Here is a 14,579-nt window from a genome sequence, read left to right as displayed (position 1 = left end):
AGATGAACCGCAAGCTGCACATCAAGATATTCCGGTACAACCCGCTGGATCCGGATTCCCGTCCGCACATGCAGTCGTTCCACATCAACGAGTACGACTCCATGACCCTGTTCATCGCCCTTACCCAGATCCGCGACGAGATGGACCCCTCGCTGAAGTTCGACTTCTGCTGCCGGGCCGGCATCTGCGGGTCGTGCGGCATGGTCATCAACGGCCGCCCCGGCCTTGCCTGCCACACCCAGACCAAGGACCTGCCCGCCGAAATCACCTTGCACCCCCTGCCGGTCTTCAAGCTGCTGGGCGACCTGTCCGTGGATACGGGCACGTGGTTCCGCGACGTGGGCACCAGGATAGAGGCCTGGGTGCACGGCAATGACGCCGCCTTCGACCCGGCGGCGGAAGAAGTGCGGATGGAAAACGCCCTGGCCGAGGAAATCTTCGAACTGGACCGCTGCATCGAATGCGGCTGCTGCATCGCCGCCTGCGGCACGGCCCGCATGCGCGAGGACTTCCTGGGGGCCGCGTCCATCGCGCGTATCGCCCGCTTTGCCATGGACCCGCGCGACCTGCGTTCCGACGACGCCTACTACGACGTCATCGGCAACGACCAGGGCGTGTTCGGCTGCATGGCGCTGCTGGGCTGCCAGGACGTCTGCCCCAAGCACCTTCCCTTGCAGGACCAACTGGGCATCATGCGCCGCATGCTGGCGCTGCATTCGGTCAAGGGCATCCTGCCCAAGGCCGTCATGGCCGCTCTCCAACACAAAGGGCACAAGGGATGCTGCCATGAAAAGCATTAGCGCCAAGGCCATCCACGAAGCGGTCCGGGACATGATCATGGACGCCTGCCGACTGTTGTCGGACGACGTCTACGCCGCCTTCACCAAGGCCCACGCGGAGGAAGAATCCGCCTCGGCCAAGGAGGTCATGGCCCAACTCATCGAAAATGCCGACCTTGCCCGCAACACCCAACTGGCCCTGTGCCAGGACACCGGGTCCGCCGTGTTCTTCGTGGACTACGGCGAGGACGTGAAGATCGAGGGCGGGAGCCTGGAACAGGTGCTCAGCGACGCCATGGTCGAGGCCTACGACAAGGGGTACCTGCGCAAGTCCATGTGCCACCCCCTGACGCGCAAGAACACCGGCGACAACACCCCGCCCATCATCCACGCCCACGTGGTGCCCGGCGATGCCCTGAGGATCCGCTTCATGGCCAAGGGGGGCGGCTCGGAGAACATGTCGCGCGTGGCCATGCTGAAGCCCGCCCAGGGCTGGGCCGGCATTCGTGACTTCGTGGTGCGCACCATGGCCGAGGCCGGTCCCAACCCCTGCCCCCCCACCGTGGTGGGCGTGGGTATTGGCGGCACCTTCGACCTGGCCCCCACCCTGGCCAAGAAGGCCCTTTTCCGGCCCATCGGCGTGCGCAACGCCGACCCGGAAGTGGCCGCCATGGAAACCGAGCTGCTCGCGGCCATCAACGACCTGGGCATCGGCCCCATGGGGCTTGGCGGCAAGACCACCAGCCTGGACGTGAAGGTAGAGATGCACCCCTGCCACATCGCCAGCCTGCCCGTTGCCGTCAACGTGCAGTGCCACTCATCCCGCACCAAGGAGGTCGTGTTCTGATGGCCACGTACAACCTCACCACCCCCCTCGGGGACGAAGACGTGGTCCCGCTGCGCGCGGGGGACGTCGTCTACCTGACCGGCACCATCTACACCGCCCGCGACGCGGCCCACAGGAAGCTGATGGAGGCGCTGGACAACGAGGAACGCCTGCCCTTCGAACTGCAGGGCGCGATCATCTACTACGTCGGTCCGGCCCCGGCCCCGCCCGGCTGCGCCATCGGCTCCGCCGGTCCCACCACCAGCGGCCGCATGGACAGCTACGCCCCCCGCCTGCATGCCCTCGGCGTCAAGGCCAGCATCGGCAAGGGCAAGCGGAGCCAGGAGGTGCGCGACGCACTGCAAGAGCACAAGGGCGTGTACTTCGGCGCCACCGGCGGCGCGGGTGCCCTGCTCTCCCAGCGCATCACCGCGTCGGAAGTCATCGCCTACCCGGAACTTGGCCCAGAGGCCATCCGCAAGCTGACGGTCAAGGACTTTCCCCTGCTGGTCGTCAACGACGCCCACGGCGCGGAACTCTACGCCAAGCCCAGGTACGAACCCTAACCACCCCGCTGCCAGGGAGGAATCGACATGGCGCTGTTCACCAAGGAAGAAGCCCTCAACTATCACCAGTTTCCCCGCCGCGGGAAGGTCGAGGTGGTGCCCATCAAGCCCTGCAACAACCAGAAGGACCTTTCCATGGCCTATTCGCCGGGCGTGGCCGAGGCCTGCAAGGCCATCGCGGCGGACCCGGCCATGGCGGCACAGTACACCGGGCGGTCCAACCTGGTGGCCGTGGTTTCCAACGGCACCGCCGTGCTCGGCCTTGGCAACATCGGCCCCCTGGCCGGCAAGCCGGTGATGGAAGGCAAGGGCGTGCTGTTCAAGACCTTCACGGACATCGACGTCTACGACATCAATCTCGACTGCAACGACCCGGACAAGCTGTGCGAAATCGTCAAGGCCCTGGAACCCACCTTTGGCGGGATCAACCTTGAGGACATCAAGGCGCCGGAATGCTTCCACATCGAAGAACGCCTGAAGGCGGAGATGAACATCCCGGTGTTTCATGACGACCAGCACGGCACCGCCGTCATTTCCGGCGCCGGGCTGATCAACGCGGCCGAAATCCTCAACCGGCGCCTGGAAGACATGAAGGTGGTGGTCGTGGGCGCCGGCGCGGCGGGCATTGCCTGCTCCAAGTTCTATGCGTCCATCGGCATCGACCCCAGGAACATCCACATGTTCGACTCCAGGGGGCTCATCTACAAGGGCCGCGACGGCGTGAACAAGTACAAGGCCGAATTCGCGCAGGACAAGCCCGCCACCCTTCAGGAATGCATGAAGGGCGCGGACATCTTCCTGGGCCTGTCCAAGAAGGACCTGGTCAGCCAGGACATGGTCCGGTCCATGTCCCCGAACCCCATCATCTTCGCCATGGCCAACCCGGACCCGGAAATCACGTATGTCGACGCCAAGGCGGCCAACCCCAACTGCATCATGGGCACCGGCCGCACCGACTTCCCCAACCAGGTCAACAACGTGTCGGGCTTCCCCTACATCTTCCGCGGCGCGCTCGACGTGCAGGCCACGGAAATCAACGAAGCCATGAAGATCGCCGCCGCGAAGGCCCTGGCCGCCCTGGCCAAGGAGCCCGTGCCCACGGCCATTTGCGACATGTACGGCGTGAAGGAGATGACCTTCGGGCGCGACTACATCATTCCCAAGCCCCTGGACCCCCGCGTGCTGGAATGGGAAACCCCGGCCGTGGCCAAGGCGGCCATGGAAACCGGTGTGGCCAGGACCCCCATCGCCGACCTGGAAGCCTACAAGATCAGCCTGCGCGAACGTGTCGCCACATCACGCGCGCGGATCAACGCCTTTGTCCAAAGCTACGAATAGCCGCAAATGCAATGCAACTCCCGGCCGTCCCGTGGCGACCGGGAGTGCGCCAGCGGCGGTCCGCGCAGCCCGGCATCGAATACTGCGACAGCGGCGCGACACGCGCCCGCATCCCGCTGCCTGATTCCGCCGTCCGGCCATGGTGGTCAGCAATGATAACCATCAACCAGGTGAGGGCCTGAGCATGTTTGGAAAGAGAAAGATATACAAGTCGCTCTACTTCTGGGTCATCTTCGCCATTGTCACCGGCATCCTGTTCGGCATCGTGCAGCCCGAAACCGCCAGGACGATGAAGCCGCTGGGCGATGCCTTCATCCGCATGGTGAAAATGATCATCGCGCCCATCATCTTCTGCACCGTGGTCGTCGGCATCGCCAAGATGGGCGACATGGGCAAGGTGGGCCGCGTGGGCCTGAAGACCATGCTCTACTTCTGGACCATGACGCTGCTTGCGCTGACCATCGGCCTGGTCGTCGTGAACGTGTACAAGCCGGGCGTGGGCATGAACCTGGACGTGGCCTCGCTGGACGCATCCAAGGTGGCCACGTACGCCGGTGCCGCCAAGAAGATGTCCACCGTGGATTTCATGATGAACATCATCCCCCACTCGGTGGTGGATGCGTTTGCCAAGGGTGAAATCCTGCAGGTGCTGTTCTTCTCCATTCCCTTCGGCCTGGCCATGGCCTCGCTGGGGTCGAAGGTGACGGTGGTGGTGCAGTGGATCGACCAGTTTTCCAAGGGCCTGTTCAAGGTCGTCCATTACATCATGTACTTCGCGCCGTTCGGTGCATTTGGCGCCATGGCGTACGTGGTTGGCGCACACGGGGCAGGCACCCTCAAGCAACTGCTAGCCCTGATGGCCGGGGTCTACACGACCTGCATCATCTTCATCTTCGTCGTCCTGTGGATCGTGGCCAGATGGGCAGGCTTCAGCCTGATGAAGTACCTTCGGTACATCAAGGAAGAGCTCCTGCTGGTGCTCGGCACGTCCTCGTCCGAATCCGCCCTGCCGCGCATGCTGGCGAAGCTGGAAAATGCCGGCTGCGACAAGTCCGTAGTGGGCCTTACCCTGCCCATGGGCTACTCCTTCAACCTGGACGGCACCTGCATCTACCTGACCATGGCCTTCGTCTTCCTGGCCCAGGCCACCAACACGCCGCTTGATCTGGGGGCGCAACTGTACGTGCTGTTCATCCTGCTGCTGACCTCGAAGGGCGCGGCCGCGGTGACCGGCGGCGGCTTCATCACCCTGGCCGCCACCATGCAGAGCCTGGAAACCGTGCCCATCGCCGCCCTGGCCATCCTGCTGGGCGTGGACCGCTTCATGTCCGAAGCGCGGGCCATCACCAACCTGATCGGCAACGGCGTGGCCACCATCGTCGTGTCCAAGTGGGAAGGGGCGCTGGACGTCCACCGCCTGCATGCCGTGCTGGACTGCCCCTCAGACGTTGCCGCCGACAATCCGGAAGAGTTGATCGTCGAAGACGCAAGCCTGAAGGAATTGGCCCAGGCCTGCGAAGTGGCGAAATAACCGACAGGCCGACACGCCGGGGCCTGCGGCACGACAGGTTCCGCAGGCTTGCCGGGCCGACCGGCCATCCGCCAATGTCGGTGCCCCCCGCGCACCCGGTGGCCCGCAGGAGCCCGCCGATTCCCGCACCTGCCCACAACCGGCCCGCACCCTTCCGCACCGTTGCACTTCCACGGGGGGCAACTCCAGCAACCGCCCCGGCACCACCCGTGCCGGGGCGGTTCCCGTGTACGGTGGGGGATGGCGACAGCCGGAAGAGGCGAGGCGCGACGACGTGATGAAGACCGGCAAACGCGCCTTCGTGCTTGCCAGCCCCCTGTACGAACGCGAAATGCCCAAGCTGCCCAGGGCGGACGAGGAACACGTCATTCCCAGCCGATACCGGCGCATCATCGCCGTGCCCGTGCCGCAACGCACCAAAGACAGCCACTGCATGACGGGTACGTTTGCGCCGTATGAGCAACCGGTCACCGGAATCTGGCAACCCGCTCTTCGATCCAAAGCGCACACACCAAGCCCCCCACCCACCGCACTGGCATTTTGACGCCCTTCGCGTTATCTGCTGATTGGCGCAGACAACACGAACAGGAACAGCGCATGCCCTCTCTCCGCTCGCCCTTCGCGTCATTCCCCTTCATCGCCCTGTGCCTGATAGCGCTGTTCGGCTTCGGCAACATCGCCGTATTCTACGGCCTGCATCCCTACCTTGCCTCCATTGGCATCCCGTCATACTGGGCAGCGTGGATCCTTGCGGCGGAACCCATGGCTGCCTTCCTGCTCCGTCCCCTGATCAGCCCGTGGCTGCGGCTTTCGAACGCGCTGCCCGTCATGCGGGCAAGCCTGCTGCTGATTGCAGTGGCCCTTTCCGCCTACCCCTTCGCGCGGACCATTCCCGCCCTGCTGCTCCTGCGGGTGTTCCACGGCGCGGCCTTCGTCACGCTGGTTTCGGCCACCACGGCCCTGCTGGTACATTTCATTCCACCCGACAGAAGCGGACAGGGGTTCGGCATCTTCTCGCTCACCACCATGTTGCCGTTCGCGCTCATGCCTGCCTTCACCGAAGCGCTGCTGCCCCACGTGGCCGATGCCTCGCATGCCTATGCATGGATGGCACTGATGGTGGTGCCCGCGTTCCTCCTGCTGTTTCCGCTCGGTCCCGTTGTCCGCACGATCAACGCCGCAGCCGCTCCATCCCCCCGTCCGGACCTTGCCGGCATTCGCCATGCACTGCGCCCGCGCGGCGTTGCTCCCATGCTGGGGGCCAGCCTGTGCATCTTCACCGCGTCCACCCTGCTGTTCTTTTTCATGAAGGATTTCGGCGCCAGCCTCGGCCTTGCCAACGCCGGACTGTTCTTCACCGTGTCCACCGGGGCCACCGTGCTGACGAGGGCGGTGGCCAATCCGCTGTTCGACAGGGTGGACAGGGGCCGCCTGCTGGTTGCCACGCTGGTGCTGCTGGCCTTCTGCTATGCGGGCTATGCGGTGGTTCGCACTCCCGTGGTCTTTCTGCTGGCAGCTGCGCTGTTCGGAACCTGCATGGGGGTGGCCCTGCCGCTGGCGCAGGCCAGCCTGTTCCTGCTGGCAGACCCGACACGGCGTGGTCTGACCACAAACCTCGCCTTGTCGACCATGGACGCAGCATATTTCGTCGGCCCATGGCTTGGCGGCATCATGCTGGCCGCCGGAATGCCCCGAGCGACGCTGTTCGCGCTTTCCGCAGCCCTCGCGCTTGCGGCGGCCCTGCTTGTGGCACGGGCCGGGCTGCGGCGCACCACATCCTGAATCCGCAACGGAACCGCCATGCACAAAAGCAGACAACAGAACATGGAATGGCTGCGCGCCAACCTCCGGACCATCGAGCCGGGGCAGGGCGTGGAGGTGGGCCTGTTCCGCCCTGAAGACGGCGAAGGCGTGGCCTTGCTCTATTACGCCATCTACGGGGAGAACTTTCCGCTGGATTACGTGTACGATCCGGACAGGGTGCGTGCGGCCAATGCCGCAAGGGACTTGTACCAGTATGTGGGACGCACGCCCGGCGGCGAGGTGGTGGGCATATCCGCCCTTTTTCCGGCCGCGCCCAATCCCGCGATTCTCGAAACCGGCGGGCTGATGATCCTGCCGTCCTATCGCGGCGGCATGCTGGCCATGCGCCTGGGCAAGGCAACCCTGGGCACCCTGCCGGAAGAACTGGGCCTGGCAGCCGTCTTCGGGCAGAGCGTCTGCGACCACGTCCTCTCCCAGAAGCTGACCCGACACTTCGGCTATCGCCCCTTCGGGCTGGAGCTGGAAGCCATGCCCGAGCGCCCCGAAGACAGCACGGACGGCGTTGGCGGGCGCATATCCCTGCTCGACGAACTGCGACTGCTGGACGACTGCCCCCACACCGTGCACCTGCCGTCATCATATGCGGACCATCTGCGGGCAACATACGCAGCCAACGGATTGCAGCGGCACTTCGCGGATGGGACGCCACCGCAAACCCCGACAGAAGGCACCCGGTCCGCCATGGACCACGCGGCGCTGGCGAAACTGCACGTGACCGCCCCCGGAACGGACATTGACGATGCCCTTGCCGCGTTCGAAGCAGCACACCCCGGGCGCCACGCATGGCACCTGCACCTGCCGCTGGCACACCCTGCCACGCCGCATGCCGTGGAAGCCGCACGCGCGCGGGGGTATTTTTACGGCGGCTTGCTGCCGCTGTGGACCGGCACGGACGTGCTGCTCATGCAGAAGCTGGCAAACGCGCCGGATTTCAGCCTGCCCCGGCTGCTCTCGGAAGAGGCCCAGGCCCTGTTATCCGTGATACGTGGCGATTACGACAAGATGGTCGGCGGGACGGAATCCGCCGCCTGAAGCTCCAGCCACCCCGCCCGGTTGCCCCTGTCCGGCTGCCCCCGCCCGGCTGCCCCTGTCCGGCAGCGCGCGTTGATGGGCGGGCGCGGGCAACATCCGCAGCGGCATGCCGCCATTCGGGACAAGGAGTCCTCATGTCTGAAGGGCCTTACGATATCGGTCCGGGACGTCCCCGTCTGGACGCACTGGCCAAGGCCTGCGGCACCGAAAGGTTCAGTGCGGACGTGTACCCGCCGGACCTGCTGTGGGCCGGGGCGTGCCGCGCGGGCATTCCGCACGGCCGCATCCGGGCCGTGCACACGGCCGAAGCGGCCCGGTTGCCGGGCGTGCAGGCCGTGCTTGTCCGTTCCGACGTGCCGGGCACCAACCGGCAGGGCATCGTGCACAAGGACATGCCCGTGCTGTGCGGCGACAAGGTGCGCCACGCGGGCGACCCGGTGGCACTGGTGGTGGCGGAAAGCCGCACGGTGCTGCAACAGGCGCTGGCCCTCGTCCGCGCGGACATCGACCCGTTGCCCGTGCTGGGCGACATGGACGCCGCCCTTGCCGACGGTGCCCCGCTGGTGCACGAGGGCCATGGATCCAACATCCTGCTGGCGGCGGAAATCCGCAAGGGCAACGCGGAAGCGGCCCTGCGCGAATGCGACGTGGTCATCGAGGAGACCTTTCACACCCCGTCGCAGGCCCACGCCTTCCTCGAAACGGAAAATGGCGTGGCGCATCTGGACGGCAACGGGGTGCTGCACCTTACCGTATCCACGCAGGCCCCCTTCCGTGATCGGTTCGAAATGGGCCATGCCCTCGGGCTGCCCCCGTGGAACATCCGCATCCGCAACCCGTTCCTGGGCGGTGGCTTCGGCGGCAAGGACGGGGCCACCGTGCAGTGCCTGCTGGGGCTTGCCGCGCTGCGCCTGCCGGGCCGCACCATCAAGATGTGGTGGGACCGGGAGGAAAACCTGCTGGCAGGCTACAAGCGCCATGCAGCGCGCATGCACTACACGCTGGGCGCCATGCGCGACGGCACCCTGAAGGCCGTGGCGTGCAGGCTGCACTACGATACGGGCGCCTACGCCCACCTTGGTGGCGAGATCATGGAACTGGGCATGGAGCACGCCGCAGGGCCTTACCGGGTGGGGCACATGGACTGCAAGGGGTGGTGCGTCTACACCAACAATCCCGTTGCAGGGGCCTTCCGGGGGTTCGGCGTGGCGCAGGTGAGCCTGGCCTTCGAGGGCATGATGGACCGGCTGGCCGACCGGCTGGGCATGGACCGGCTGGAACTGCGCCAGCGCAACGCGCTGCGCCGGGGCGACCGCAACTGCGCGGGCGTCACCCTGACGACTTCCACGGGCCTCGGAGAATGCCTGCGTCGTGTGGCGGAACATGAATTCTGGACCGGGCGCGAGGCGTGGAAACGGGCCGCTCCGCCCTTCGCACGGCGCGGGGTGGGCGTTGCCGCCGTGTTCAACGGCATGGGGTACGGCAGGGGCCTTGCGGACAGCGCCATCGCCAAGATCGAACTGACGCCCGAAGGGCGCTTCGTCATCCACAGCGGCGTCACCGACATGGGGCAAGGCAATGCCTCCACCTATGCCCAGATCGCGGGCGAGGTGCTGTGCCAGGATGCGGACCGCCTGACGGTGCTGCAACCCGACACGGAAACCGCGCACCCGTCCGGGTCTGCATCGGCGGGGCGTACCACCTACACCTTCGGCAAGGCGCTCATCGCGGCCTGCGAGCGCATGGCGGAAAAGCTGTTCCGTCGCGCTGCGCTGGTGCTGCTGGCGGATACCCCGGAAGGCTTCACGCTGGTTCCCGGTGCGGTGCGCCATCTGCCCACCGGGCGCGACGTACCGCTGACCATGCTGGGCACCATGCTGCCGCGCGACGACCGCATCTGCGTGGGCGAGTACATGATGCCCGTATCGCGCGAGGTACCCGACACCGGGAAGGACTTCGTCATCGGTTTTCCGCACCTCATATTTCCATACGCCGCCCACCTCGTGCGCATCGAACTGGATGAGCTGACCGGGGCCATCCGGGTGTGCGATTATCTGGCCGCCACCGACGGGGGCCGGGTGCTCAATCCGGTGAACTTCCATCAGCAGATCGAAGGCGGCGTGGCGCAAGGGCTCGGCTTTGCCCTGATGGAAGATTTCGCCACGCACGATGGGCACATCCGCACCCGTGACCTGTCCACCTATCTCATTCCCACCAGTCTCGACCTGCCTGACACCGTTTCCGTGGCCGTGGACACGGTGGAGCAGTCCGGCCCGTTCGGCATGAAGGGCGTGGGCGAGGTGGGGCTGAACGGCCCGCTGCCCGCCGTGGCATCCGCCGTGGCCGATGCCACGGGCGCGCACCCCAACCGGGGTCCGCTGGACGCGGAAACGGTCTTGCATCTTTTGGCCAGGGGGGCACGGGCATGATCATTCGATTCCGCCTCAACGGCACGGACACCCGGCTTGAAGTCGCAGGTGACGAGAGGGTCGTGGATCTCATCCGCGAACGGCTCGGACTGACGGGCACCAAGGAGGGATGCGGCAGCGGGGAATGCGGCGCCTGCTCCGTGCTGGTGGATGGCGAAGCGCGCCTGTCCTGCCTCATGCTGGCGGCCCAACTGGACGGCCGCAGCCTGACCACCATAGAGGGGCTGGGCACGCCGGACGCGCCCCACCCCCTGCAACGCGCATTTGCCGAACATGGCGCCGTGCAGTGCGGTTTCTGCTCACCGGGCATGGTGGTGGCCGCAGCCGACCTGCTGGCCCGCAATCCCCATGCCTCGCGCGAGGAAATCCGGGAGGGGCTTTCCGGCAACCTGTGCCGGTGCACCGGCTATGGCCGCATCGTGGACGCCGTGGAAAAGGTGAAGCCATGATCGTGCATCTTCCCCGTTCCCTGGGCGAGTTGTGGAACCTGCTGGCCGAAGCCCCCGGCGCGCGCGTCATGGCGGGCGGCACGGACCTGCTGGTACGGTTGCGGGCCGGACTCGACCGGACGGGCACAACAGAGAGGACAGGCAAGGCCGATGCCGCCACGGCGCTGTGTTGCCTGGAACGCATTCCCGAACTGCGCGGGGTGGACTGCGACAAGGGACAACTGCGCATCGGCGCGGCCACCCCGCTGACCACCATTCTCGAAAATCAGGATGTGGCAACGCGCCTGCCCATGCTGCACGCCGCCTGCCGCTGCCTGGGCTCGCCGCTGATCCGCCATCAGGCCACGCTGGGCGGCAACATCTGCACGGCATCGCCCGCGGGCGACACCCTGCCCGCCCTGTACGCGCTGGGGGCAGAGGTGGAACTGGCCACGTCCAACGGCACTCGCCGCCTGCCGATGGACGGATTCATCACCGGCCCGGGCCGCACCCTGCTGCAACCGGCGGAACTGCTGACGGCGGTACACATTCCCCTGCCCGCGCCGAACGCGCTGCAACACTACGAGAAAGTGGGCAAGCGCCGCGCGCTGGCCATCAGCGTGGCCAGCCTTGCGGCCCTGCTGCGGCTGGAAGGCCAACGCATAACCGAAGCCCGGCTGGCACTGGGCAGTGTGGCCCCCACGGTGGTGCGCTGCACGCAGGTCGAACACTGGCTTGCGGGTCGGCCGCTGGACGCGGAAACTCTGCACCACGCTGCGGGCATGGTGCGCGAGGTGGTGCGCCCCATCACTGACGTGCGGGCCACGGCCGCATACCGCCGTATCGTGGCAGGCAACCTGTTGCTGCGCCTGGGGGGGCACCAGTGATGCCCCGTCTGGCTGCCGCGTTCCTTCTTGTCCTTGTGCTGGCCACCACGTGTCAGGCGGCCCCCGCCCGGCTTGTGCTGCATTGGCTGCCGCAGGCCCAGTTCGCCGGGTATCTGGTCGCCGAGGAAAAGGGATTCTACGCCAAACGCGGCGTGGACCTGACCATCGTCCCGGGTGGACCGGACGTGAACTCCACGCACCATCTGGCCGAGGGCAAGGCCGAATTCGCCACCATGTTCCTTTCCACGGCCATTGCCCGCAGCCCGGAAACCGATCTTGTCCACATCGGACAGGTAGTGCATCAGTCCGCCCTCATGCTGGTGACGCGCAAGGCGTCGGACATCCGCACGCTGCAAGACCTCAACGGCCGCCGGGTGGGCATGTGGGGCAAGGATTTCCAGATCCAGCCCAAGGCGCTGTTCCAGAGACTGGGCATCCGGGTGCAGGTGGTGGAACAGGCTCCGTCCATGGACCTGTTCATGCGCAGCGGGCTCGATGCCGTATCCGCCATGTGGTACAACGAGTACCATACCCTGATGTCCTACGGACTCGACCCGGACGACATGGTCACCTTCTTCTTCCGCGACCTTGACCTGAACTTTCCCGAAGACGGCCTGTACTGCCTGCGCGCAACCTGGCAGCGCGACCCGGCCACGGCGCGCGCCGTGGTCGAAGGCAGCATGGAGGGCTGGGCCTATGCCTTCGCCCACCCGGAAGAAGCGCTGGATATGGTGATCCGCCGCATGAAGGAATACCGGGTAAAGGCCAACCGGGCACACCAGCGCTGGATGCTGGCCCGCATGCGCGACATCATCCTGGCCGGGGAACCCCGTCCCGATCCGGAGCTGACCCGCTCGGACTACGAACGTACGGCGGCAGTACTGGTGGAACAGGGCTTTGCCGCCACCGCTCCCGGCTATGCCGATTTCGTGATGGACGCACGGCCAGACGCGGCGAAAACCGATCCCCTCCCTGGCACCGGTGGCCACCCATGAAGCGCGCAGGCATCGCCACCCGACTGGCCGCGCTGATACTGGCCAGCACTGCCGTCATTCTCTCACTGGTGGTGGGGTATTCATTCATGGTGTCGCGCGAGGGGATGTTGGACCTTGCCCGGCAGAATGGCGCGCTGGTCGCGGAAGCAACGGTACACCGCATCGACGCCCAGTTGCGGGCCACGGCGAAGGTCACCGACACCGTGGCCGCCACGTTGCAGGACGCACCCATGGACGAGGATTTCCTGCGCGATCTTGCCCGCCGCACCCTGTTCACCAACCCCGGCATCTACGGCACGGGCATAGCCTTCGAGCCGCAGGCCTTCGAGCGGGGGCGGCATTTCTTCGCCCCCTATGCCTACCGCAAGGATTTCGCCATCACGTCCACCACCCTGGGCAGCGCGGACTACAACTACTTTGCCATGGACTGGTACCAACTGGCCCGCGAAATGCGGCGGCCGGTGTGGACCGAACCCTACTACGACGAGGGCGGCGGCAACGCCCTGATGGTGGCCTATTCCGCCCCGTTCTCCAGACGGACCGCGCACGGATTGCAACGCGCTGGCGTCGTCACCGCCAACATCGACCTCGTCTGGATGCAGCGCATGATTTCGGAAGTCCGCGTGGCCCGGACGGGCTACGTCTTCGTGCTGTCGCGATACGGCACCTACGTCGCCCATCCCAACCCCGACATGATCATGAACGAGACCATCTTCACCCGCGCGGAGAATCTGGGCATCGCCTCGCTGCGGGACCTGGGGCGGGAGATGGTGGCCGGTATGGGCGGGTTCATGGAATTTTCGGACCTGCCGGGCATCGGGGCGGCCTACGTATCCTACATGCCGCTGCCCGATCAGGGGTGGTCCGTGGGCGTGGTGCTGCCAAGGGACGAAGTACTGGCCGGGGCCAACCGCGCCACCCGCATCATGACCGGCATCGGCGTGGGCGGCTTCTTCCTGCTGGCCGTGGTCATCCTGCTGGTGTCGGGCACCATAACCCGGCCCCTGCGCCTGCTCACGCGGGCGGCGGCAGGTGTTGCGCGGGGCGATCTGGACCATCGCCTGCCCGCCATCCCCACCGGCGACGAGGTAGGCGATCTGGCCGCATCCTTCGGGCGCATGCAGGCCTCGCTCAAGGAGCACATCGCCACGCTTACCGCCACCACGGCGGCCAAGGAACGCATCCAGTCCGAACTGCGCATCGCCCACGACATCCAGATGAGTATCCTGCCCAAGACGTTCCCGCCCTTTCCGGAACGGACGGAACTGGACGTGCATGCCACCATTCTGCCCGCGCGCGAGGTAGGCGGAGACCTGTACGACTTCTTCTTCGTCACGCCCCACCAGTTCTGCTTCCTTGCGGGGGACGTGTCCGGCAAGGGGGTGCCCGCCGCCTTCTTCATGGCAGTGACCAAGACCCTGATCAAGGTGGTGGCCGAGCGGGAGCTGACACCCGGCGACATTCTGGCAAAGGTCAACGACGACCTCGCGGCGGACAACGAGTCGTGCATGTTCGTCACGCTGTTTCTGGCGGTGCTGGATACCCGCACCGGCGAACTGCGCTACGCCAATGCCGGGCACAACCCGCCACTGGTGCTGCGCCGTCACGGCGGGCCGGAGTGGACGCAGGGGATGGAAGAGCCGATGGCCGGGGCAATGCCGGGGATGGAATATTCCACCGGCACGCTCACGCTTCACCCCGGCGATGCCGTTTTCGTGTTCACCGACGGCGTGACCGAGGCCATGGATACCACGGGAGCCCTGTATTCCGAGGAACGGCTGTTCGATACGCTCGCCACCTGCCACGGGGCCGCTGCCGCCGAGATGACCCGTACCGTTTCCGACGCAGTGTCCGCCTGGGCCGAAGGGGCCGAACAATCCGACGACATCACCATGCTGGCCGTGCGCTACCTTGGCCCGGACGGCACGAAACAGGAAGGATGAA

General features: G+C 66.1%; 13 protein-coding genes. All 13 read left to right on the top strand.

Annotated elements, in window-relative coordinates:
* The first annotated feature begins 2 nt into the window (after positions 1–2).
* The 13 genes from ABWO17_RS01835 to ABWO17_RS01775 all read left to right on the top strand — a co-directional run bounded on the left by ABWO17_RS01835 (position 3) and on the right by ABWO17_RS01775 (position 14,578).
* Positions 3–800, top strand: a complete 798-nt coding sequence (locus tag ABWO17_RS01835) for a fumarate reductase iron-sulfur subunit (protein WP_353115477.1) — start codon at positions 3–5, stop codon at positions 798–800.
* Positions 787–1,626, top strand: a complete 840-nt coding sequence (locus ABWO17_RS01830) for a fumarate hydratase (protein ID WP_353115475.1) — start codon at positions 787–789, stop codon at positions 1,624–1,626. The genes ABWO17_RS01835 and ABWO17_RS01830 overlap by 14 nt, the downstream gene beginning before the upstream one ends.
* Entirely contained in the window at positions 1,626–2,171 is a 546-nt protein-coding gene (locus ABWO17_RS01825) for a Fe-S-containing hydro-lyase (protein ID WP_353115473.1), read from the top strand. The genes ABWO17_RS01830 and ABWO17_RS01825 overlap by 1 nt, the downstream gene beginning before the upstream one ends.
* 27 nt (positions 2,172–2,198) lie before the next feature.
* Positions 2,199–3,509: a malic enzyme-like NAD(P)-binding protein gene (locus ABWO17_RS01820; protein WP_353115472.1), complete on the top strand. Its 1,311-nt coding sequence runs from the start codon at positions 2,199–2,201 to the stop codon at positions 3,507–3,509.
* Positions 3,510–3,693: 184 nt separating this feature from the next.
* On the top strand, positions 3,694–5,040 hold the full coding sequence (locus tag ABWO17_RS01815; RefSeq protein WP_353115470.1) for a dicarboxylate/amino acid:cation symporter: 1,347 nt from the start codon (positions 3,694–3,696) through the stop codon (positions 5,038–5,040).
* A gap of 274 nt (positions 5,041–5,314) precedes the next feature.
* Positions 5,315–5,584 carry a hypothetical protein gene (locus ABWO17_RS01810; RefSeq protein ID WP_353115468.1) on the top strand — a complete coding sequence of 90 codons (270 nt, stop codon included), beginning with the start codon at positions 5,315–5,317 and terminating at the stop codon, positions 5,582–5,584.
* A gap of 53 nt (positions 5,585–5,637) precedes the next feature.
* Positions 5,638–6,822, top strand: a complete 1,185-nt coding sequence (locus ABWO17_RS01805; protein WP_353115466.1) for an MFS transporter — start codon at positions 5,638–5,640, stop codon at positions 6,820–6,822.
* An 18-nt stretch (positions 6,823–6,840) separates the two neighbouring features.
* On the top strand, positions 6,841–7,896 hold the full coding sequence (locus ABWO17_RS01800; RefSeq protein WP_353115464.1) for a GNAT family N-acetyltransferase: 1,056 nt from the start codon (positions 6,841–6,843) through the stop codon (positions 7,894–7,896).
* A gap of 134 nt (positions 7,897–8,030) precedes the next feature.
* Positions 8,031–10,325 (top strand): xanthine dehydrogenase family protein molybdopterin-binding subunit, encoded by a 2,295-nt coding sequence (locus tag ABWO17_RS01795; protein ID WP_353115462.1) that lies wholly within the window; start codon positions 8,031–8,033, stop codon positions 10,323–10,325.
* Positions 10,322–10,774 (top strand): (2Fe-2S)-binding protein, encoded by a 453-nt coding sequence (locus tag ABWO17_RS01790; protein WP_353115460.1) that lies wholly within the window; start codon positions 10,322–10,324, stop codon positions 10,772–10,774. The genes ABWO17_RS01795 and ABWO17_RS01790 overlap by 4 nt, the downstream gene beginning before the upstream one ends.
* Positions 10,771–11,640 carry an FAD binding domain-containing protein gene (locus tag ABWO17_RS01785; RefSeq protein ID WP_353115458.1) on the top strand — a complete coding sequence of 290 codons (870 nt, stop codon included), beginning with the start codon at positions 10,771–10,773 and terminating at the stop codon, positions 11,638–11,640. Before ABWO17_RS01790 ends, ABWO17_RS01785 begins: the two co-directional genes overlap by 4 nt.
* The gene (locus tag ABWO17_RS01780) at positions 11,640–12,635 is read left to right on the top strand and encodes an ABC transporter substrate-binding protein (RefSeq protein ID WP_353115456.1); all 996 of its coding nucleotides are present in this window, start codon (positions 11,640–11,642) and stop codon (positions 12,633–12,635) included. The genes ABWO17_RS01785 and ABWO17_RS01780 overlap by 1 nt, the downstream gene beginning before the upstream one ends.
* Positions 12,632–14,578, top strand: coding sequence for a SpoIIE family protein phosphatase (locus ABWO17_RS01775; RefSeq protein ID WP_353115454.1), 1,947 nt, complete (start codon positions 12,632–12,634; stop codon positions 14,576–14,578). Before ABWO17_RS01780 ends, ABWO17_RS01775 begins: the two co-directional genes overlap by 4 nt.
* Position 14,579: the final 1 nt, after the last annotated feature.

Source organism: Nitratidesulfovibrio sp. (assembly GCF_040373385.1).
Taxonomy (GTDB): Bacteria; Desulfobacterota; Desulfovibrionia; order Desulfovibrionales; family Desulfovibrionaceae; genus Cupidesulfovibrio.
This window is presented reverse-complemented; position numbering and strand designations above follow the sequence as displayed.